The 20,920-nt window shown below is 54.1% G+C and carries 15 protein-coding genes and 1 pseudogene; all 16 read right to left on the reverse strand.

The features are described 5' to 3' along the window. Nucleotides 1–330 precede the first annotated feature (330 nt). Entirely contained in the window at nt 331–540 is a 210-nt protein-coding gene (locus FA92_RS23645) for a hypothetical protein (protein WP_234366550.1), read from the reverse strand. A gap of 17 nt (nt 541–557) precedes the next feature. After that, nucleotides 558–1,382, reverse strand: a complete 825-nt coding sequence (locus FA92_RS12475) for a DUF4123 domain-containing protein (RefSeq protein WP_033783769.1) — start codon at nt 1,380–1,382, stop codon at nt 558–560. A gap of 2 nt (nt 1,383–1,384) precedes the next feature. Then, the gene (gene vgrG / locus FA92_RS12480) at nt 1,385–3,727 is read right to left on the reverse strand and encodes a type VI secretion system Vgr family protein (RefSeq protein WP_033783770.1); all 2,343 of its coding nucleotides are present in this window, start codon (nt 3,725–3,727) and stop codon (nt 1,385–1,387) included. Between the two features lie 4 nt (nt 3,728–3,731). After that, nucleotides 3,732–4,259, reverse strand: a complete 528-nt coding sequence (tssJ, locus tag FA92_RS12485; RefSeq protein ID WP_033783772.1) for a type VI secretion system lipoprotein TssJ — start codon at nt 4,257–4,259, stop codon at nt 3,732–3,734. A gap of 76 nt (nt 4,260–4,335) precedes the next feature. Next, the gene (tssG, locus tag FA92_RS12490; protein WP_033783773.1) at nt 4,336–5,415 is read right to left on the reverse strand and encodes a type VI secretion system baseplate subunit TssG; all 1,080 of its coding nucleotides are present in this window, start codon (nt 5,413–5,415) and stop codon (nt 4,336–4,338) included. After that, on the reverse strand, nt 5,379–7,148 hold the full coding sequence (gene tssF, locus FA92_RS12495; RefSeq protein ID WP_033783774.1) for a type VI secretion system baseplate subunit TssF: 1,770 nt from the start codon (nt 7,146–7,148) through the stop codon (nt 5,379–5,381). Before tssF ends, tssG begins: the two co-directional genes overlap by 37 nt. Before the next feature lie 84 nt (nt 7,149–7,232). Next, nucleotides 7,233–8,848: pseudogene (gene tssA, locus FA92_RS12500) on the reverse strand (type VI secretion system protein TssA). After that, nucleotides 8,849–12,268, reverse strand: coding sequence for an ImcF-related family protein (locus tag FA92_RS12505; protein WP_033783775.1), 3,420 nt, complete (start codon nt 12,266–12,268; stop codon nt 8,849–8,851). After that, entirely contained in the window at nt 12,265–13,467 is a 1,203-nt protein-coding gene (locus FA92_RS12510) for a hypothetical protein (protein ID WP_033784647.1), read from the reverse strand. The genes FA92_RS12505 and FA92_RS12510 overlap by 4 nt, the downstream gene beginning before the upstream one ends. Nucleotides 13,468–13,469: 2 nt before the next feature. Beyond that, a complete protein-coding gene (locus tag FA92_RS22730) occupies nt 13,470–13,730 on the reverse strand; it encodes a PAAR domain-containing protein (RefSeq protein WP_072008979.1) in 261 nt (86 codons plus the stop codon). A 51-nt stretch (nt 13,731–13,781) separates the two neighbouring features. Next, nucleotides 13,782–14,201 (reverse strand): lysozyme inhibitor LprI family protein, encoded by a 420-nt coding sequence (locus FA92_RS12515; protein ID WP_239780537.1) that lies wholly within the window; start codon nt 14,199–14,201, stop codon nt 13,782–13,784. 65 nt (nt 14,202–14,266) lie between these two features. Then, nucleotides 14,267–14,701, reverse strand: coding sequence for a hypothetical protein (locus FA92_RS23325; RefSeq protein WP_156105706.1), 435 nt, complete (start codon nt 14,699–14,701; stop codon nt 14,267–14,269). A 238-nt stretch (nt 14,702–14,939) separates the two neighbouring features. Then, a complete protein-coding gene (locus FA92_RS12520) occupies nt 14,940–15,383 on the reverse strand; it encodes a hypothetical protein (protein WP_033783776.1) in 444 nt (147 codons plus the stop codon). Then, complete coding sequence (locus FA92_RS12525) at nt 15,380–17,629, reverse strand: glycoside hydrolase family 104 protein (protein ID WP_033783778.1); 2,250 nt, start codon at nt 17,627–17,629, stop codon at nt 15,380–15,382. The genes FA92_RS12520 and FA92_RS12525 overlap by 4 nt, the downstream gene beginning before the upstream one ends. A gap of 10 nt (nt 17,630–17,639) precedes the next feature. After that, nucleotides 17,640–19,994, reverse strand: a complete 2,355-nt coding sequence (vgrG, locus tag FA92_RS12530) for a type VI secretion system Vgr family protein (RefSeq protein WP_033783780.1) — start codon at nt 19,992–19,994, stop codon at nt 17,640–17,642. Between the two features lie 35 nt (nt 19,995–20,029). After that, the gene (locus FA92_RS12535) at nt 20,030–20,848 is read right to left on the reverse strand and encodes a lysozyme inhibitor LprI family protein (RefSeq protein WP_033783782.1); all 819 of its coding nucleotides are present in this window, start codon (nt 20,846–20,848) and stop codon (nt 20,030–20,032) included. Nucleotides 20,849–20,920: the final 72 nt, after the last annotated feature.

Below are 20,920 nucleotides of genomic sequence, written 5' to 3' on the forward strand. Positions count from 1 at the left end.
TACATCTCAATAAAAAACATTATCGAGTAAATGTTTGCTCAACCCTTTTTGATTTCTCCATATAAGGAATACACACACATATCAGGAAAAGGGGATGAACAAAAGACGCTAATGCTTGCTTCAGCAATAGATCATCTTCATAGTACCCGTAACGGGAGCCATAGCCTAATGCGTGAAACCATAATAAACTGGCACAGTCAACAATCGAAATTAATACAATAGAATAAATAAAAAATCTATAGCGGCTTACGAAAATAGATTGTTTTCTAAAAAATGCAACCAGAGCCAGAACGATTAGCACAATGCAAATCACACTAGCAACGCAAGATATTATAAAGAACACTTTCTCAGACGAGTGCTTAAGATCAAAATATATCCGGGGCGATAAAAAAGAGCCAAAAGTGAAACCCCATAGACAGTAGCCATAACTATCAAATGAAATACTATAAGCACTAACCACCCACTTAAACCCTCAGGCACACTCTCTTTATTGAGAGAAATTTCTTTGTCACTAGTCGTTTGTTGCTGTTCGGTATCCATGTTTTTCATTACTTATCTTACATATTTGAACAGAGTTTCATCACTACATCCGAGAGTGATTGTTTTCCCTGTATAATATTTATTAAATTTTCCCGTAACGCCTCAGATTCTAATATGTCTTTTCTACCACCCAGATAGCAAAGCGCATAAAACACCCGATCCTCAGACTTTGCCAGCCCTATCCCCTCTGCTTTATTCAGCGCCTTGATCACCATCAATCGCTGCGCGCAAGGCGGAAACACCCTGCTGGCCGGCATTTTCTGCCATTCATGCAGTACGCTGGTCACTTCTGTCTTATCCGCAATCTTTTGCCAGGTGGTCTTATCAAGCTTGATAATGTGACTGGTTGGTACTTCCACCTCTGAAGGCTTTATGCCAAGCGCCTGCCACTGCCTTTCTCCAGGAAACCACCACTGCGTGATGCTTTTGAACAGAAAGGCATGCCAGTCGCAGTCGGCACGCTGCGCCAGCGTTTCCATGACATGACTGGCATAGAAGCGCGTCAACTCTGTAGACCCATCCGGCTGCACAATGGTGCAACCACGGGATAACTGCACTGCCAACAAAGACGGAAAGCGCGTGAAAACAATGACTGCAGCGCATCCCTGCAAAGACGCAAGGTAACCAGGGAGCTGCTCTGCAGCATCAATTTCCAGCAACCAAGGACCGTAGTTCTGAAACTCCGTAAGCTGCGGATGGATATAGAGCGAATGCATCCTGTTTTCATGTTTCGCTTTAAACGCCAGAAAATCCTCTTCTGATTGCGCCCCGGCTTCAAACAGCAGGCAGATAATCTCATCGGTCCGACCGGGTAATGCTGCAATCAGTTTTGTGCTGTCCATTGTTATGCTCCCTGTACAATCGCATCATTAGCCTGAATGGCTTTGAGCAGACACGGAATGCAAATTTTGTTTTCTATCGGCGGATACAGTGCGGGCATTTCAATGGATTGGTTCGCAGGACCGAGCTTCTGCGTACGCTTGATATTGCGGGTATAGGAGTGCGGCGTTCCGTACTCAATGCCCCCCGCCTCTATCTTCACGTAACTGCCACCGCCAATCAGCGTCACCTTCTTTTTGCCGGCAAACAGGATGTCGCTCATGCTGCTAATACTGAGTTTCTGCGCCGCACTCATATGCAGGGCGCCGTTCTGTGCCTGCACCTGTACCGGCCCCTGGTCGGAGATGAGACTCAGCTTACCGCTCTGTGCAAACAACCCGAGGGTCTGTCCTGCCAGCAGCGCGGTATTGCCCAGCGAACCGGTGCTGATGTCCCCATCGGCATTAATACCGATATTGTCGGTTGCGGCCAATTGCAGATGTTCATCACTGGTAAAGGCCATGCCTTCCGGGGCCGTGAAGTGAATCACCTCGTTCAGCGGTTTCAGTCGTTCACTGAACATCGCTATCTGGCTGGACACATCCGCTTCCAGCGCCAGTGCCTGTCGTTCTGCATCCGCCAGTTGGGCCAGACGCTGACGGCCCATTTCGATTTCTCTCAGGGCTTCATCCATGCTCAGCACATCGCCTTCGGCTTTGGTCTGACCCGTCGCCGTTACCAGCAGCCCTTTCGCCACACGGATAACCCCGAATTCATCAGTACGCAGCTCAAACCCGGTACCGCGGGGTTCATTCTGTGCATCCACGACGTGCCCCTGGTTCAGCGCCGTGGCGCCAAACGGCGTATTCAGCGCGATATGCTCTGCCTGACGCTGGTCTTCCATTCGCAGTTCGTTACGGCCTGCAGTTCGCAGGATATTCTGGCGGCGGTTATCGCGGGTGACCACGTCCGGATGTTCTGAGTCATGGAACGCATGGGCAATGTACGGCCGGTCCGGGTCGCCGCCATCAAAGGCAATCCCCACTTCAGTGCCATTTATCAGCGGCGTGTGCCAGCCATAGGTTTCCCCGGCGTACGGTTTGGCCTGACGTATCCACAGGTAGTTATAGCCGGGTTCGGCATCTTCCCGGCTGAAGTCCAGCTTCACCCGGTAGCGCCCCGTTTCATCGAGGTGCGCATATGGGTCATTCTTCTCTTCGCTCTCGACGCGTGCCGTCAGGGTCCCGGCAATCAGCGGGCGCGGTGCAGGCCCGGGTCTGAAGCAAAACTGCTCGCTATAGGGCATGCCCCACACCGAGACATGCAGACGGGTGTCCTGGGCCGCGCGGAAGGTGGTAAGCGTAATCACCATCCCTTCTTTCAGCTCCGGCACGCCACTGTCGCCGGTCTCCAGCACCATCCCGGGCGTCAGGTGGCTGGCGTTACTAAAGAGATGCAGACGGATGGCTTTGTTCAGTTCACGTTCGTGATGGATACGAGCATAAAACGCCCCGCTTTCGGTTTCCGACTCAGAGGTGGTGTCATTGCCCGCTTCACGGTACGAGGCCGCATAGCGATAGTGTTCGCCAGTGGTGGCCGCCTCGTTTCTGACGCTGACCTGTGCATCCATCGGCGTACCGGCCGTGCGGTAGTTGTAGTCCCGGGTGGACACACTGCCTGTCACCGTGTGGTGCCACACTCTGGCAGCCCACACAGCCTCGACCGCGCCGTCATGCAGCGCTGAAGGCTCACGGTACGGCAGGCATACATCAAACTGATACTGCAGCTGGCTGTCGGCGAAGGTCACCGTATCCAGCCCGGTGGTAGTGTTGACCCCGGTGCGGAACCAGATGCCGTCTTCGGCCAGTATTCGCTGAATAAACTGCAGGTCAGTCTCACGCCACTGGGTTATCAGTTCGCGGACCGGGTAAGTCCGTTCCAGCCGGAATTCAAAATCTGCTCCTTCCAGCCCGTGGCTGCGCAGGACCTGTTCCACCAGTTCCGGTACCGAAACATGCTGCCAGACCGCACAACGGCGGGTGTGGGCCAGCAGCGCCAGGCGCGAGGAGAGCGTCACAGCGAAATGCGTCTGGTCCACGGTTTCGTTGAGGACCTCAAAGCCGGTAATGATACCCTGCACGACTCTGCCACTGAGCATGCTGAGGGTGGCATACTTCAGCATCGCATCCTGACGGCTGATGCCTTTCTGCGGCGTGGTGAACTCAATGCGCCATTTGAACGGCGCATTCAGCGCCTCCCGCCCGTGGAAGTTCAGCACATCCGGCTTCAGGATGCTGTCGTTTATCTCAAGGCGGTAGCGGGTCTGTCCGTCAAACAGTGCCAGCCAGTTATTGAGGGTGGTGTCCATGGGTTTACTCCTTCACCGGAACCAGGGCCAGCCCGGTGCTGTTCAGCTGAATGGTGCGCGGTTTATCCGGATCGAGGTCATCGCGGCTCAGCACCAGACGCCAGGTGTTGTTCTTTATGTCCGGACGGTTAAACAGCCCCACCACCGCCACATACTTAGCATCTTCGTCCATCGGCATATTGAGGGTCACGCTGCCTTTGGGCATCACTAGTAATGACTTGCTGGCGACGATGTCTTCTTTCAGTGTGGTATCCGCATCGCGCAGAAGTTTCTGGTAGTCAGCGGCGTCCACCTTCTGGCGGTCTTTAAGCTGATACACCTGCACCATGGTGGCCAGTGGTGTCTGGCTTTCATCGGCATTGGCGGCAGCACGCGGTTCGAAATCCAGGTGCAGCACTTTTATTTTTTTGTAGAAGATGGCTTTGGTGGCGCTGACCGTGCCATCCGATACAGCCTGAGTCAGGCCACATGCGGTCAAAAGGGAACAGAGCAGCATGAGTGCAGCGCTGCGCGACAGGGAAGCGAAAGTCATTCGTGGAGTCCTTTTCAGCCTTCAGAAACAGGGGTGTGTTGAATGTGTCTGGTGTTGGGTATTGCGTTCCGGAATATCAGTCGAAACGGTAGCCACCGGGCTCTGCCGGTCGCAGGCTCTCACAGGTCAGACCTTCATAAGTGCCCAGACTCACGGTGAGGTGCGTGCGGGTTGCCGGACGGTTATGCTTCAGGCCAAGCACGCCGGTGCGGCCCAGCTGTACCCGGCTTGTCTTGCCCAGACAGGGTTCAGGCAGACAGCTTACCGGTACCGTGAGGCGAAGGCGTACATCGGAGCGATAACCCATGTACACCCGCAGCAGCACCATCATATCAGTGTGCAGCTGACCGCCGGGCAACCAGCCCTGCGCCTCGTCCGGATTGTCAGTCGCCAGCATCAGCAGGATACGGCTGCAGGCCTCTTTCCCGGTTCTGCCGAGCGTGGCACGCTGTGACAGCGACACGCGGCTGGCTTTGCCGAGTCCACTGCGGCTCTCCACGGGGACTTTCACCGGGTCAGGGCTGATAACCGTGCTCAGGGTGTCCGGGGCCAGCAGGCTCACCAGCTGGCGGATGCCTTCGGCGTTTCGTGTTGGCAACCGCATGGTCCCCAGTAGCGCCAGGAAGCGGGAGACCGGCGTGGCAATCTGCTCCGCCGTACCCGGGATGCCAAGACCGACCAGTCCCAGCAGGCACTGAGAAGTGTCATCCACGCCGCCGGCTTCGAAGGTTGCCGGGTAAGCGTATTTGCGCCAGATACGGTAGTACTGGGTGTGGATACGGTGGCTGAAGATATCGAGAAACGCGGTGGTGGCTTCATACCCCTCCCGGCGCTGCGCAATATCATCGAGGTACGCCGTCGGTAACGGGGAGTCCACCCCGTACATCCCGAGGAAAGTGGTCCGCACCGTCGGCGACAAGTCCGGGTGGTCCTCATCGGTCTCAACCGCCTTCAGTTCACTGACCGGGAACCCCATCCCCGGCCACGGGCGAAAACGCACCAGGTCGGAGGACAGTTTCTCGGTACTGCCCAGTTTCGGCGCATCCGGATTTTCCTGCTCCAGCAGCTGGCAGAAGCGGTAGAAATTAACCCGCCAGATGTCGTCGCGAAGCCGCTCCGTCAGCCCGGAATGTGCTGGCTGTGATTTTCTTTCCATCGCAGTCGTTTCCCTGTCGGTTGCAGGACCAGCGTGAGCTGATTGAAGAGGTGCACATCGGCATACAGGGCAAAAAAGCGGTGTAGCATTTCCCCGAACAGGGTGACATCGCCTTCTCCCGCAAAATTGTCCGCATTAAGGGTGATTTCAATGTCCACCCCGCGCAGCATAAAGCCCTTTTCAAAGCGACGGATAAGCGTGTGCTTCACGGCAACAATCGCCTCCAGGCGACGGCGGTTCATCTCATCGTCGGTCCAGTCATACAGCGCCAGCGTGCCGCGTAATACTTCCGGGTTATCCATCATGCTTAAGAAGCTTGAACCCAGATGACTCATCACCCGCCAGTGAAAGCGGTCATTTGCCGGTGGGTAAAGCGGCAAAGTCGGCACCTTCAGGTTCATGACCCGAACCGGCACCTTGCCCGCTTTCACCACCCTGTCCAGCAGCGTGCTCTCCAGTGACCGGCGCGGCAGCTGACCGTTGGTACAGGTGATACGGATGGAGAGCGACTCCGGGGCCTGTGACAGTTGCTCCAGTTCAAATGACTTACCGCCAAGGATAAGCCAGGTGTCATACAGCCCCGAGGGGCCGCGCTTTACACGGGTGTGGAAGTAACGCTCCGGCGCGTCATATCGCATCATGCCGCCACGGTGGCGGAAACTGGTGAACGGCACATACGGGTGTTTACCGTTTTTCACCGCCCCGTGAATGGCATCCACACTGTAGATTTCGGTATGCCCGTCCTGAACACGCATCGGACGCAGCAGGTATTCGTTCTGCAGCGGGTCAGGCGTCAGCGGGTCCGCTTCCAGTGAGAACAGATTAATAACCGGCGCACAGTGCAGGCGGAAATTTTCGGTCTCAAACGGCAGGTCTGACGGCCAGCCATCATTCAGCACAATATCGATTTCAAACCAGGTGTTTCTGGCACTGAGGCCGGTCAGTTCGAGCCCGCGCAGCTCCACGAACATAAACTTCTCGCGGAAGCTGAAATACTCCAGCAGCAGCTGGTAACCACTGAAGGCAGAATCCCCTTTCGGCCACAGGCGGTCAGTGTCATCAAAGCCCATCGGCTTGCACCAGCCGTCAAAGCGGACCCGCTCAGTACGGGTTTCGCTGTGGCGAACATACATCGCGTGGACCCGACGGGTCAGCGCCAGATGCAGGGCTGAAGCCACCGGACTGTTGGCATAGAGGTAAATGGCCACCTTATCAATTCCTGCTTTCGACCAGTCCACCTTATCCGGGCATTCAAAGCGCAGGCGAATGGTGGCGCGACCATCGGGCTCGGTCTGCAGGCGGGCCTCAGCCAGGTGCAGCGGCTGCAGGGGCACTTCACGGGTGGTACGGTACTGACAGACCGTGTTATTGGGGCCGACCGGGCGAGACAGCACGGAGAAGCCGTTTTCCAGCACTTCCATTTTACGCAGCTGTCGCCAGTCCGGCGTGAACGCCACTACGGAGAGCGACGGAATGGTGCGCATGTAATGCGGCCACAACAGACTCACCAGCCCTTCGGTCAGCTCCGGCAGGTCATCATCGAGTTTTTCACGCAGGCGGCCCATCAGGAAGGCAAAGCCCTCGAACAGGCGCTCCACATACGGGTCGCGGGCCCCGGTTTTATCCAGGTTGAGCATGGCCGCGCGGTCGGGATGGGCACGGGCAAACTCTTTACCGGCTTCGCGCAGGTAGCGCATTTCGGCTTCGTAATAGCGAAGGGTTAAATCATCCATGTACGGAGATCCTGAGTGTAGAAAATATCAAAAAGAAAACAGACGGCGTCACCGGAGGTGATGACCCGTAATGTCAGGGGAGGCTTATCCGCACAGCACCATTGCGCGTGCCGGATCGAGGGCAATCAGACCGGCCAGCAGACTGTCCATTTCCGGGGCAAAACGGGCTTTATCGCTTTCACTGCGCCCGGCTTTCATGCGAAGCAGTCGAAGACGACGGGCCTGGACGTCAAACAGCAGCCCCGGCTCCCACTCACTGAGGGTCAGCTGCGGGGCGCTGTCGGTGAGTTCACCGAGCAGGTGGAGAGCAAGCTCATTACGGCCGTACTGTTCGGCCACTTTTGCCATCAGCAGACGGAGCAGCCAGCGACTGCGGGGTGAAGCCATATCCGGGCGACTCTGCAGCCAGCTCAGTGCCGCCTCCGGGCCCTCGGTGTCGCCCTTCTCCATCGCCTCTGCTTCCAGTGCCAGAATGTCATCGGCCTGAGCCGCGGTAGCTACTACCGGTTCGTCACTGAAGCCGGGCATCTCATCGTTAACCTTCTCAGCAATCCAGTTCAGCGTGACCTCATCGGCCAGCGGCGTGCCGTCATTCCAGGCGAGCGTTTCCAGACCCGGCAGACGTTTTAGCATCAGCTTCAGGTCGCTGAGCACGTAATCGGCCCAGTGCTCCCAGGGGGCACCCGCGCGACTCAGGCTCTGCCACAGGTACCACTGCAAATCGAGCCAGAAGCGGTTGCCGCCTTCAGTGAACATCACATCCACCTGTTCAATCAGTTCGGTCCAGCTCTGCTGCAGGTACAGGCGTTTCAGCTGCGCACGGTAGTCCGGTTTCGGGGCAGTAAACGAGTCCGACCGCTGGCATCAAGCGCCGGTAACTGTGTCACCAGGTCCCAGCGGGCAGCTTTCATCATCCGGTGCGCCGCAAGCCAGCCCTGCGGCTGCTCCACCACCCAGCCGGACAACACGCGCAACTGGCGGACCAGCTCCACTTCCGATTTAACGGCGGTCGTAGCCGGTACGGCACTGCCTGAGGTCGCGAAGGTTCCGACGTCGGTGGTTTCCTCCTGATGTGAGGTAGCCACCGGGGTATCAAGTCCGCCAACGCCGGCCAGGCGGGTTTCAAGAGTACGCAGCAGGCCGGTAAATGAGGGTTGATCGCTGTCTGACATCTTTGCCACAGCCTCTTCCAGCAGACACAGTGCGGCTGCCGTTCTGGCGGTATCTTCCCGCGTCACGTCCGGCCAGCGCGAGAACGCGTCCAGCACCTTGTCACTGTTCAGCCATTCCAGTGCCGCCAGCCGGGCATTGCTGCGCAGGGGGTGACAGTGCTGCCCTGCCTGTTTCAGCATGGCGGTAAGCATCACCAGGCCATCAGCCAGCCCGCTGTCGCCATCACGCTGCAGACGGGCAAAGATATACCAGGTGACCACGCGGATATCACGGGCCTGGCAGGTCACAACCTGTTCAGCCAGACGGCAAAGCGTATCGGTATCGGTACCTGAGAGTTTGTTGATTTCCTCACGCATCAGCTGGAAATCATCCTCATAGGTCGGATCGTCTCCCGCCCCGTTACCGGTTGAAAGCGGTATCAGCCAGTTGTTCCAGAGCGAAAGACTCTCCCGGGAATGTGCGAGCAGCGCAGCGCGCTGAGTCGCATCCGGGAGACACAGGGTCAGTAACGTTTCTGCCGTCGCCATTTATTCGTCTCCCGCCAGTGTCAGTGTGCTGTCGGCAGCACCAACGGCAAAAATGTTCTGCGGCAGGCTGAAGCCCTGCAGTTTGAGCAGTGCCAGCGGCCCGTCACCGAGCTCGCTGCGCAGGATAAATTTCAGCGGATTATCGTCCGGGGTGATCCACACCAGCTGGGTGCGGCTGCTGTCGAGCGGAGTGAGCAGCGCCTTATCCAGCAGGCGGATAAAGCCCCAGTTCCCCTGGTTGCTTTCATACAGGCGCATTTCGGTGTTCACTGAACGCCAGCTCAGGTCCACACCGGGGTAATACGTGTTACCCGGCCAGGTGAAACTCTGCCAGCTTTCCATCTGGTTGAAGTAATCCAGTTTCTGACCATCCAGCGTCAACTGGGTGCGGGCCACATCGCGTGACGGGCGGGCCATCAGCTCGAAATGCACCCCCGCATCACCCTGGGCAAATACGATATCCGAGATATCGGCCAGCTTATTGATAGCGGTAAGAAACGCGGGACTGATGCTCATTCCCTGACTGGCAGCCGGATCCACCACCCAGTGGCTGCCTTCCTGATGGAGGATGCCGCCGAGGTTAGTTTTGATAAATGCTGCGATACGCCCGGAGTCGCTGCGCAGGAACTGGGCCAGCAGCGGCAGAGAAGCATCGCTGCCGGTGGCCTTGAACGGATAGCGTCCGGCAAAGGCGGTGTTCCACTGCGAGACGATGGTGGTCTGCCAGCGGGCGTTAAGGCTACCTGCAGCTGGCGCCAGCACCTGACGCCAGGCCAGATCGAGTGGCTGCACAAACAGCGCCTGCCCGAAGCCGTTCCACTCCTGCCCGAGGCTTGCCGCCACCAGAGAGCCATAGTCACGGGTGTCGGTCAGGTCAATGGCTTTGCCCTGGAAGACGGTCTGGGCCAGCATCTGCGCCATCGCCTGCGGGTCGGGGGCACTGGTCACCTGCTGAAGCTTGAGACGTACCTGGGTCACACGGGCAAGCCAGGACTGGAAGCTGAGGTTGCCGTTCGAGCCAGTACCGTCTTTGCCGGCCATCAGGCCCGTGAGCGGGCCAAACACACCGTCCAGCGGGCCTTTGGGGCCCTGCGCCTGCTCGATAAACTGTTTTGCACTCTTCTGACGACCGACCAGTTTTTTCGCTGAATCCACCAGTGAATCGGCAAGCCGCTCGCCTTTAGCCCCAGTCTGGCCCTGCCAGGCAAGGGTGTTCATCAGCGCCACCAGAGGGGACTGACGCACATCGGCCAGCAGGTTCAGCTGGGCGATAGCTTCAGAGAGCGAGGTCGCTTCCTGCCACTCAATACTGTTGGCCATGTTCAACCACGCATTACCAAAATCAGTAAAGTAACGCTCAGTGAGTCGCTGCTTCAGGGCTTCCGGTGAGATGTCACTGCCGGCCTGCTGCTTTTTGTCCGTCAGCACCCAGTCAATTTCATCACGGCGGGTTTTCACCACCTCCTCAATGGCCTCCTGCACCTGTTCTTCCCATGCCTGACGGGTGAACATGCCCGGCACCACTTCTTCAGAGGAAAACAGCGTTGACGCATCCGTATCACCGGTCAAGTCGGCCAGCGTTAAATCCGGCCAGTTGCGGGCGATGCGCCCCAGCATTTCCTGATACAGGCCTGACTCGGCATTACGCTGACCAATCTGCTTGAGCAAAATCTGGCGTACGGTGCCCACCAGTTCACGGTCGGGAGTGATTTTCCACTCCGGGTGCGCCGGTAAGTTCTGGGCATAAAACCCGAGCAGCTTCGGTGCCTGGGTCTGCCATACAGTGTCAGATACGCCGGAGCGTGACGGCCAGGCTTTAATCATATTACCGGCCAGCCAGTTCGCATCCGCTTTATCGGGACGCGCCAGCATTAGGTACCCTTTCAGCAGGTTATAGGTCTTCTGGGTGGCGAAGGTACGCGCATCGCTTGCCGGCGGCATCTGCACAAAGGCATTCAGCTGGCGGTGAAGCTCACAGGCCAGCGCATCACGCATCAGCGTCTGGTTGTTTCGGGCATACAGTGGCCACAACATCTTCAGCGTGTCGCTGTCCTGGTTCAGACCAAAGCGGGCGTACCACGGCGCACCGTGCACTTCGCGGTTCTGCAGACGGGCAATGGTCTGCTGCAGGAGTAGCTGATTACGCAGACGCTCAGGCAGTGGCTGTCGGGTGTCGGCGGCGGTGCGTGCGGTGTCCTGCGCCAACCAGATTTGTGTGCGGTTAACAGAAAGCGACAGCAGCGTACCAGCCCCCCACAGCAATACCAGCCCCAGCAGGACCAGGCGCAAGACTTTCTGCCAGTGGACACCGATTTTACGGGCATGCGCCTGCAGGCTGTCTTCTTCCAGCGCCTGCCAGACCGGCGGCGACAGACGCGCATGGGGAACCGTAGTGGCACCCGGCAATGCCGGACTGAAAATCACCCCGCGCAGGCGGTACGGTGCCGGGCCGGACATCAGCACGTCGAGTAATGACAACAGAGACCGACGAAGACGGCCCCGCAGCGCGTCAGAAAAGTTTAACATCCAGTGGTGCTGCGAATCGTCAAGCAGGGCAGCCACGCCACCCCCCTGCAACTCTGACGACAGGGCCGCAAGCGTGGTAGGGATCTCATCTGCGGTGACACCCGGTCCAAACAGGGCTCCCATTGGTGGAACGCCTTCACCATCATGCGCCCATGAACCTTCACGGACGACCCACAGCCAGACCGGCAGCTGCCAGCCCAGCAGAGCATCGGTTTTCTGACGCACACGCGTCAGCGTATCCTGTTTTGCAGTATCTGGCAGAGCCGCAGCATTCATCACCTGCACTACCCCGTCGAGTGGGCGCTGTGGGCGAATGGCTTTCAGTACCGACAGAAAATCGTCATCCGGCACGCTGTCAGACAGGCCGCCGTGGATCAGCACAATCCCGTCACTTTCCTGCCAGTGGTCACGTTTCAGCCCTGGCACCACCTTCTCAATATCGTTATCACTACCCTGCACCAGCAGCAGACGGACTTTTGCTTGCCAGCGGCGACGATAGCGCAGGTGGAGGTGATCGATCAGGGCTTCTGCACTGAAACTTTTCTCAGCCCGCTCTTTTTCGTCAACGAAAGTATTCGCGGCGTTAATGTCCGGGAGGGTGGCTGGAGAGGCTTTGTCGCGCCCCCAGGTTCGTCTTGCCCCTTTCCTTCCGGAGATGAAGAACAGTTGTTCCAGCCCCCAGAGCAGGGTCAACAGGAAGACGCTGACTATCGCACAGAGCGTCACGATCCATTCAAGAGGATACGGACTTAGTCCAAACGTCCTGGCGATAAAGTCACTGCCGATTGTCAGCGTAAAAACAATTATCATGGAGACAAATATCAGCGCCAGAACAGCGAGTCCAAGCAAGGATTTTGGTTTGGTTTTGGTCTTGTCTTTTTTATCGCGGCTCATTCCCTGTTAACGTCCTTTTCTCGTTCTTCTGCCGTCATTGATGTCAGCCAGATATCGCCACATCCGGGATCCGGTTGCGCAGCAACCAGCTGCGCGCCCTGCTCCGAAACTTTGCCCGCAGCCAGCGCCACCGCTATCCACGGCGATGCCTGTCCGGCATACCCGAGCGTGGCGTCGATATTTTTGATACCGTCCGTCAGGCTGAGCGTTAATTTATTGTCTTCACAGGATTGATTCAGGCCGGGTCTGTCAGTAACGGCTTCGCCGGTGATCCATATACCTTTGATCTCGTCTGGGGATAATTCAGCCCAGCGAAGAGCGTGCTCCATGTTGTGAGTCAGTGTTTCCGGGCTGCTCTTTTGCGGGCGATGCAGCCGGACCGCATCCGGAAACTGGTGACTCTTTCGGTTACACAGCACAATTGCCGCTATGGCTTCCGCATCATTTTCCTGCGGTGATGGTCGAAGCGAGAGTGTCAGAACAACCAGTGCAGCGGGTTTGTCCCAACGGTGGTCCAGCCAGTGATCCAGCGCATCCATGCCCTTCCCTGGTATCTGGCGTAGCGCTCTGCCGGATTTATCTGTGACCAGTTGCAGCAGACCGACCTCTTTCTCCACCGAAAGGTCAGCGTCACACTCAAACATCAGCCAGCACGGTAGCTTCTCCGGCAGGCGGGCCAGCGTTTTACTGATGCGAAGTGCCGCTTTTTCGACGGCTTTTGTCAGGGCCTCCGGATCGCCATCAAACTCCGTTATCCGGGCATGCCTGACAGGCTCTCCACCGGCTCGCGGTTTGGCCGTTTTCAGGAGCAGCGTGCCTGAAGCCATTGCCGCACTCAGACTTCCTGTCCCCCGGCCAGCCGGGGTCTGAACCCAGGTATCAAGAACCCAGGCAAAGCGCCTGCCGCGCAAGATTTCGGTTTCGTCAAGATCATCACACTCGTAGTTCCAGCCGGCTTCGCCATTGAGCTCAAGGCGGTACCCGATATGCCGAAAAACAGCCAGAATGCCCCACAGGCAAAAAGGCAGACCCAGCGCCGTAAACCAGAATGAAATCCCGCGCCGCTCACCGGTCCATTGCCACAGGGTCAGCGCCACACCTGCCAGCAAGATGACGACCAGAAAAATCACCCAACGTATTGTCACCGGACGTGAAATACCATCGGCGCTGTCAGGAACTTCATCCAGATAAATCGGCATTGTCAGCCAACCTTTGCCGCGGAAAATGAGCTGATGAGCGTACATCCACAGCCACATTTGTGGCCTTCGAATGCCACAGGGAGACCGTCTTCATCCAGATAGTTGGGATTGCCCTCTACAATGGTCGTTTCCCCGTGCTCAGGGCAGGAGACTTTATCGCCTTTACGAGCTGCGCCAATGCCACCGTACTTCATTGTCGTGGACGCAGTTAATACCGAACCGCCATGGGTCGTTTTATCCCCTTTACGAATAATCTTTAACATGCTGTTCTCGCTATTTATTCGACAATAAAATCCATTACAATGGGAAAGAGATCACTGGGTTAATTGTTCAAAGTAATCAGATATTGCATCTGCTCTGGCAATATTCTCATCCATCCGACAAATGCTGTACATCGGGCTTCCAATTAAAAAGCCCTGACTGTCGCACCAGTTTTCCCGGTAAGCCAGCCATGATTTTTGCGCCAGCTCGAACCGGGTCAATTCGTTATTGGCTGTATCTGGATCATTCTCATAACGAGATTTTATTAATCGGATTATTTGCTTGTACGATTCATTGATACTTTTCTTTGCGTCGTCAGAAGCAGAATCTGCACATCCCATGACAACAGAGTTGTTTATATCTGGATTATTTTTCCTGCACAACTCATCGATTTGACTGTAATTGTCGTTTGCGGCACTTGAGATAAATGAGGCAAACACAATGGAAAATAAAAATAATTTCATTAAATGCATACACACTCCACACCACAGCTAAACACTAGACTGTGATTCAGATTACCTACGCGATTGCTGGGTTTTTATTGTTCGCCAGTATCATATTCATCCCCATTCCATTTAATTATGTGCTTAGGCCCACAAAAAACATCCCTCATCCCTTTATGTTTCTTTTTGCTGACACCTAAAGATGTGCACATATATGATGCCTCCACAGGTTTCCCGTCATGCATTTTTATTTCGAATGTCATCATTGGCGATTCATTCAAAGAAGCAGAGCAATCCGCCTGATCACAGGTCCCTGGCGGGGTAGAATCTGAATATGTATACTCAATTACATCTTTAGAGCCATCGCCGTATAAATCGGTAAAAACCTTCCCAGCTTGCCCATCTGTGAACCCTGATGCTTTTAATTTACTAGCATCAACCAATAGTGTGATGGAATGTAATTGCGATGAGTGAGTGCAACCACCAACAGTTAGCAATAGCAACATTAAGATTGGGCTTTTAAATTTCATTTTCAATCAGCCTCTGGTATTCCTAGTTTATAATTAACTCTAATGTTTTCAGCTAGTTCAGACTTGGTTATTTTGCCACCTTTATTTATTATTTATATCATGATAAAGATTCTTATCATAAGTGCCTCCATCGCACTTCTGATAGACAATATCATTTAGCTTCAGACTTATAAGCTTCGAGTTAAATATCGAATGATAAAAATCTTCAAGAGACCGTTCTTCAGCAGTAATTCAGCCATCAATAAAGACTCGGGATAATGTCCTGCATGGGCTCTAAATCTAATGAACCTGACCTTTCTTTAATTACTCCCCCAGAGAGATTAAACGTTTTAAACATCTCTCCACATGAATTGCATCCACCAGTACCAGACAAAATGACTCTATCATTTTTACATGAGGCACCGTAAAAGACAAAATTCATCATCTTAATTGTTTCACCTTCTTGATTCAAACGTTCAATGACTCCTGTTAAATTTGATAGATCTTCCATTTTGCCATTAATGTTAAGAGTCTGTTTGTTACAGACTGGCATGTCCAGCTTATCCTGGTCGTCCCTGAGGTTATTTTTATGGCAATATGATTCAATGCTATAGTTTACACCTCCACAGGAGGACTTAAATAAATCTGGCTCACTTGCAAAGCAAATACCAGGAACCAATAGAAAGAAAATAATTTTGTTCATAAAACCTCTGGATAGTTATCTTTAATGAATTTTTCCATCGCTGCAGAGCTAGCATGCAAAGTTGTCTTACCTTGCTTTTCTTCAGCCAAGTAGTCTTCATATTTTTTCATAATCATTTGTTTGTTTGCAGTTGGTTGACCATGAGGCGAGCCTGGTAGACTAGCCCACTCAACACGGCATAAATGAATGGCGTCACTAATTTTACCTTCCATTACAGCCTCTAATGCTTTACGACCTGCAATCAATGCAATACAACCTAAATCCTGATTGCTTTGGCCGAAATCACTGAGCGAGAATCGGTGTTGCAGGTTTCTCCATGTTCCATATAAAAACTGATAAGCGCCAGCAGCAGTAGAAACTACTCCATTTGCTTCATGTCGGATGTTCGGATGTCTACTAAAATCAGTAAATTTTGCTCCAGTAAACATCGTTCTATATCCATCCTCTTGAATTGTTCCCTCACCAATTCTGATCATACGTAAAAAAGCACGTAAGCGAAGTATTTTTAAATTTTCATCAACTCGCGCTAATGAGGACAAGAACACAATTGGATGCATATGCCACAACGATGGCCCCAGTTTTAACCTGCTCGCATCCTGCATCCACACCATTTTTTCAATATAGGCTTCACTGTATTCTTTCCATTCAGGCGCATCTTTCGTCAGATTGTTCAGAAATGGTAGCCAGATGGGAGCGTCCTTTTTGTGGTACCACTCACTCGGGTGTTTCACGATCATCTTATTCTTAGCATCGCGATAAGATGGATTGTGGATAGCGCTCAGATACTCCTGACGTGAATAGGGACTGATACTGCCATCAACCCGATTTAGCAACCGTTGATAGTTATGAGGAACAGCACGGTGGTTCACACGCGTATCGTTGCTTGAGGCCTGGAAAAGGCGGTCATAAAGTGTGCGAACCAGACCTTTTGGCGGGGTTTTACCATCAAGGTGATCAAAGCTCGGCGCCTCATCCACTGTGGTGGTGAACCCCAGCTTGTCGAGATCGTACTGCGATAACGTTTCCACTGAGGCGTTACTTTTCGGCACGTAGCCGTTCGCATAGGGCAAAAACCAGTATTCCTGTTTGTGAGCGTCCTGCTCTGTCTTCACCTGGCTTAGCTTCAGAATGGCCTCACCCTGGGTAATCCGTCCATTGCTGCTCATTATCTTCGTTTTTAAGTCTTTCGATAACAGTGGCAAGCCTGTCGGACATTTCAGGTACAGAGGCGCGCTCTCCCCCACTTTCTCCGGGTTTGTCAGGAAAGCCGGCAAACTGTCATCAGCACTCAGGCATTCAATGTGTACCTGATAACGGGAGTTGTAACCGCCATCTTTCGGCACCTGAAAATAACCCAAGTGTCCGATGCTGTCACCGGCGCTGATCGGGTAAGGAGTGGGGCAAACAACCGAATCAAACTGCATAGGTTCCGCAAACGGCGGCAGCAGATGGGTCCACCAGGAAGGACATGCGGCAGTTCCGCCAGCCGATACCAGGTTGTTCTTGTCTGTCAGGATCCAGTATTGATCACCTTCTTCAAGGCTTGTTTTTGTCCCTTTGGCTTTTGCTTTATCCGACAAACCTTTAAAGGTTACCAGACCGTAACGACGGCCATTGCTGCCAATCGTATGCAGACTGCTATCTGAGGCATCCCATTCAACATGAGCGCCTTTCGGGAGGGTGGCTGCACGATATGAATCACTGACGCTTTTGTTATCGGTACTGGCACTCAGAAGCCATTCAGGGCGGTAAGCCGACAGATTATCATTCACGATCCACTGCGTTTCATTTTCACCGGCACCATAAGCAGAATACGGTGCCAGGTGCATATACAGCGTATAAAAATGCAGGCCGTTCTCTTTTTTCTCGCCCGGCTGAATGAAGTGCCGCACCAGGACAAAGGAGCCGGACAGATTAAGAGGCCCCGTCTCCCAGGGAACCGTCAGGAAATCGCGACAAATTCGGTACGCCACTACCTCCCCGTCAGCCATACAGCGAACACTTTGCTCACCTTTGAAAGCTAACGGGAAATCCACTGCTTCAGAAGCGGCTTTGCCACTCAATGCACACCACGGCGTAGTGGCGTTCGTGATGTGAATTCCCCCATGCCACAGACCGTTGCTCCCCAGCATGTACCAGCCTGATGCTTCACCTTCCAGGTGAGACATCGCATCATCCTGGTTAGCAAAGTCACTGCCGCGATTATTGGATGGCACAGGCCAGCTGAATTTAGGTAATACCGACATATCTGTTCCCTCAGTCACCCAGTGGTCTGCTGGTCATATTATTAATCTCGGCTATCTCAGTCGTTTTGAAATCCGGTGCAGAAAAGGGCATATCGCCGCCACTCCCTGGCACCAGGTATTCCCCCACCTTCATGGTCAGGTCACCTTTCGAGCCGTGCTCAATGCCGCTATCGCTGAGTTTCAGGTAAGAGCCGCCGCCATTTACCGTCAGGGCTTTAGGGGTACTGATAACAATTTCATCGTCAGTACTGGTGATGGTCAGTTCTTTTTGCGCACTCATGTCCAGCGTGTTGTGGCGGGCATGCATTTCCACGTCACCAAGGTTGGCTATCATTCGCGCACCCGCTTTGTGTGCAAACAGCCCCAGTTCATTCTCAGCACTCAGGGAGATGTTTTTCATTGCTCCCATATCGAGATGCCTACCGGCCGTCAGCATCGTATTCTGTGTGCTGGTAAGCTGAAGGTGCTCACCTGAGGTAAAGGCGATCCCCTGCGGGGCAGACGCCAGCAGGACCGCCGCCTGCAAATCAGCAATGCTCTGCGTCACCAGATTGTTTTGTGCCTGAATATCACTGACCAGCGCTTTCGCCGCTTCAGCCGCATTGTTCAGTGCCTGCATTTCGCTGTTGGCCTGCTTGATGCGATTGACTGCCGGCGCCATTTCCAGCATTTGTCCTTCACCTTTTGCCTGCGCATCCGCGGTCAGGAACATGCCTCTTCCAGCACGTACGGCACCGTATTCATCGGTACGCAGTTCAAAACCGGTACCCCGTGGCTCACGCCGGGCGTCAACCACATGACCACCGTTAAGCTGCGTTTTCCCGTAAGGCGTCGCGAGCTTGAAATGCTCTTCCTGACGCTTGTCTTCCAGTCGGAATTTGTTGTCCCCGGCGGTGCGCCAGATGTTGCGCGTGCGGTTATCGCGGGTAACGTGATCCGGATGTTCGGAATCATGCTGGGCGTGGGCGATGTAGGGCCTGTCCGGATCCCCGCTGTCGAACATCACGGAAACTTCAGTCCCATCGAGCAGCGGTGAGTGAAAACCGTAGGTATCCCCGGCATACGGCTTAGCCATTCGCAGCCACAGGTACGCGTATCCCTGCTCAGCCTCACTGCGGTCAAAATCGAGTCTGACCCGGTAGCGCCCCTGGTTGTCCAGGTACGCATAGGTGTCACCCTTCTCGTCGCTTTCCACCCGGGCAGGCAGAGAGCCCGCTATAACCGGGCGGTTGATTAATGCCGGACGATAGCAGACGGTTTCGCTGTAAGGGATCCCCGTGAAGCGCAGCTGAAAACCTTTATCGCGTGCCCCGGAGGTATGAACACCGGTGATGACAATGCCATCTTTCAGCGATTCAGGGACATTGCCCTGGGCTTCCAGCACTTCGCCGGGGGCCAGAACCGGACTACTGGAACGCCCGGTGACAAGCTGTTGTGCGTTGAGTGCGCGCTCATGACGGAGACGGGCAAACCAGGCACCACCTTCCGGAGTCTCGGCATCCCCTTCACTCAAAAACGGCTCCGCGTAGTGGTAGGTCTCGCCGGTGGTGGCACCGCCTTCCTGACGAATGGTCGCCAAACTGTCCTGCGGCGTCAGCGCCTCACGGTAGTTATAGTCGCGGGTCGAAACGCTGCCAGTTACCACCCGGTCTTCCGGGCTGATATCCCAGACGCTCTCCTGACCGTTATCACTGGTGCGTGAGGGCGGGATCACCGGGAGTTTTACGCCAAACTGATACTGCATCTGGCTTTCCTGGAAAATCACCACATCCTGTTCAATGCGGCTGTCCATCTCAAAACGCCAGAAAATGCCCACTTCCGCCAGCAGGCGCTGGATGAATTCGAGATCCGTCTCGCGCCACTGGGTGATCAGTTCACGGACCGGGTAATGCTGCGACAAGCGAAACTCAAAGTCCGCCCCTTCGAGACCGTGGGAGCGGAGAACTTGCTCCACCACTTCCGGCACCGACTGATTCAGATACACTTCGCTGCGATGAGTGTGCTGCATCAGGGCTATACGCGGCACGATGCGCAGGGCATAGGTGATTTCATCCCCTGACATCGAGATCAGACGGAATGTATCCACCACGCCGTATACTGTGCGTACCGGCACCGCTGGCGTACCATCAAACAAAGGTGTCTGGAAGGTGAAGGATGCCGGTTTCAACATGACTTCAGTGCTGGCAATACTTGCCGCACAGGTAACGGTGACCTCGTAACGCCACGGCTGGCTCAGCGATTCGCTGGCACGAAACCGCAGCACGTCCAGGAAATGCGGACACTCATGCACATCCACCCGGTAGCGTGACAGACCCAGGGCTTCATCAATCGCCTTCTGCGCCAGGCTCATAACATCACTTCTCATCCTTTACCTCCCTTACAGACACCTGGAACCGTCAATTAATTATCACCATTAAGGAAAGCAATGCGGTCATTGGTCATTTTTATCTGGCACTGATAAATTTCGATACGATGTTTAATATCTACACTGTGCGATTCTGCATCCGACAATTTGCCGCATTTAGTAACTTTTTCATTAACCCATGCCAGCTGTTCTTTTTTCAGCGCATTTCGCGAAGAGTCCGGGAGTTCTCGCCACACTGAATTCAGGTTTCGGTCGGAGTTTTTATATTCAGCCTTCGCAGAATCCAGATTGTCTTTGGACTGAGTATTAATAATCTGGCTTTTATTGACGGACAATACGCTGATATTAAACAACGCATTTGATAGATCCGTTCGGTTAAAATTGCTAAAGATTATATCTTTACCATTGTCCGCAAGTTTGGCGCTGTAACTGACATCACTCCAGACCACACTGCCATTATTGAGCTTACCGTAGGTCCCGGTCACGAAATGCAAATAGTTTGAGTCACTGCTGACGACATCCAGAGCTTCCTGTGGCACTTTCACTGAGACAGTCGCGCTACAATTCAGGCCATAACTGCCATTACCAGAAGTAGAGGCATTACTCACGCCAACCACCAGACTATTTAATTTATTCTGATAATCAGCAACAGGTTTATCATAAATGTATTTAGACTTTGTCAGATAATCACTTTGCAGCAATCCAGAAGCATCACTACTGAAATAATGCCCGAGGGCTTGAACTGCATCTTCCCTGCCACATTTAAAATCATCGGATGAACTAAAAAAACCCGCATATGCATTTGCTGTACAGGTCAGAGCAATAACCGCCGGGATATATTTCATCAACGTCATTATCTGGTTTCCTTTTTATTAGTTGTAGCAGCAACATACCGTTGCCCGAATAAATACTTCAGAGGGGTCTTA

Origin of the sequence: Pantoea sp. 9140, from assembly GCF_000745295.1 — a bacterium.
GTDB classification, from domain to species: domain Bacteria; phylum Pseudomonadota; class Gammaproteobacteria; order Enterobacterales; family Enterobacteriaceae; genus Pantoea; species Pantoea vagans.

Excerpts from the sequence above, each read along its gene's own strand:
- FA92_RS12520 (WP_033783776.1), bottom strand. The coding sequence starts at position 15,383 with ATGAACAAAATTATTTTCTTTCTATTGGTTCCTGGTATTTGCTTTGCA.
- FA92_RS23645 (WP_234366550.1), bottom strand. The coding sequence starts at position 540 with ATGGATACCGAACAGCAACAAACGACTAGTGACAAAGAAATTTCTCTC.
- FA92_RS12510 (WP_033784647.1), bottom strand. The coding sequence starts at position 13,467 with ATGCCGATTTATCTGGATGAAGTTCCTGACAGCGCCGATGGTATTTCA.
- FA92_RS12475 (WP_033783769.1), bottom strand. The coding sequence starts at position 1,382 with ATGGACAGCACAAAACTGATTGCAGCATTACCCGGTCGGACCGATGAG.
- FA92_RS12535 (WP_033783782.1), bottom strand. The coding sequence starts at position 20,848 with ATGACGTTGATGAAATATATCCCGGCGGTTATTGCTCTGACCTGTACA.
- FA92_RS22730 (WP_072008979.1), bottom strand. The coding sequence starts at position 13,730 with ATGTTAAAGATTATTCGTAAAGGGGATAAAACGACCCATGGCGGTTCG.
- tssG (WP_033783773.1), bottom strand. The coding sequence starts at position 5,415 with ATGGAAAGAAAATCACAGCCAGCACATTCCGGGCTGACGGAGCGGCTT.
- FA92_RS12525 (WP_033783778.1), bottom strand. The coding sequence starts at position 17,629 with ATGTCGGTATTACCTAAATTCAGCTGGCCTGTGCCATCCAATAATCGC.
- tssF (WP_033783774.1), bottom strand. The coding sequence starts at position 7,148 with ATGGATGATTTAACCCTTCGCTATTACGAAGCCGAAATGCGCTACCTG.
- FA92_RS12515 (WP_239780537.1), bottom strand. The coding sequence starts at position 14,201 with ATGCATTTAATGAAATTATTTTTATTTTCCATTGTGTTTGCCTCATTT.
- FA92_RS23325 (WP_156105706.1), bottom strand. The coding sequence starts at position 14,701 with ATGAAATTTAAAAGCCCAATCTTAATGTTGCTATTGCTAACTGTTGGT.
- tssJ (WP_033783772.1), bottom strand. The coding sequence starts at position 4,259 with ATGACTTTCGCTTCCCTGTCGCGCAGCGCTGCACTCATGCTGCTCTGT.
- vgrG (WP_033783770.1), bottom strand. The coding sequence starts at position 3,727 with ATGGACACCACCCTCAATAACTGGCTGGCACTGTTTGACGGACAGACC.
- vgrG (WP_033783780.1), bottom strand. The coding sequence starts at position 19,994 with ATGAGAAGTGATGTTATGAGCCTGGCGCAGAAGGCGATTGATGAAGCC.
- FA92_RS12505 (WP_033783775.1), bottom strand. The coding sequence starts at position 12,268 with ATGAGCCGCGATAAAAAAGACAAGACCAAAACCAAACCAAAATCCTTG.